Origin of the sequence: Staphylococcus sp. HMSC62D11, from assembly GCF_001839145.1 — a bacterium.
GTDB lineage: Bacteria > Bacillota > Bacilli > Staphylococcales > Staphylococcaceae > Staphylococcus > Staphylococcus lugdunensis.
Map to the genome: position 1 here is coordinate 1 of NZ_KV840204.1, position 264 is coordinate 264.

A 264-nucleotide genomic window follows, 5' to 3' on the forward strand; every position below is an offset into this window, starting at 1 on the left:
ATAATAGCGGACAGCCAGTGACAAACACAGTCAGAGGTCTACCCCAAGGAGTGACGTTTGATCCGACAACAAACACAATAAGCGGTGTAGCCACAAAAGTTGGCACCTATCCAATTGTGGTAACGAGCACGGATAACCAAGGAAATAAAGTAGATACGACATTCACAATCAAAGTTGTAGACACGACAGCACCGACGGTGAAAGGAATTAGTAATCAGACAAAAGAGGTCAATACGGCAATCGATGACATCGAGATCAGTGCTA

Annotated in this window: 1 protein-coding gene; it reads left to right on the top strand. The window is 44.3% G+C overall.

The features are described from left to right. A partial coding sequence (locus tag HMPREF3267_RS11200) for a putative Ig domain-containing protein (protein ID WP_176746108.1) occupies positions 1-264 on the top strand: 264 nt, incomplete at both ends.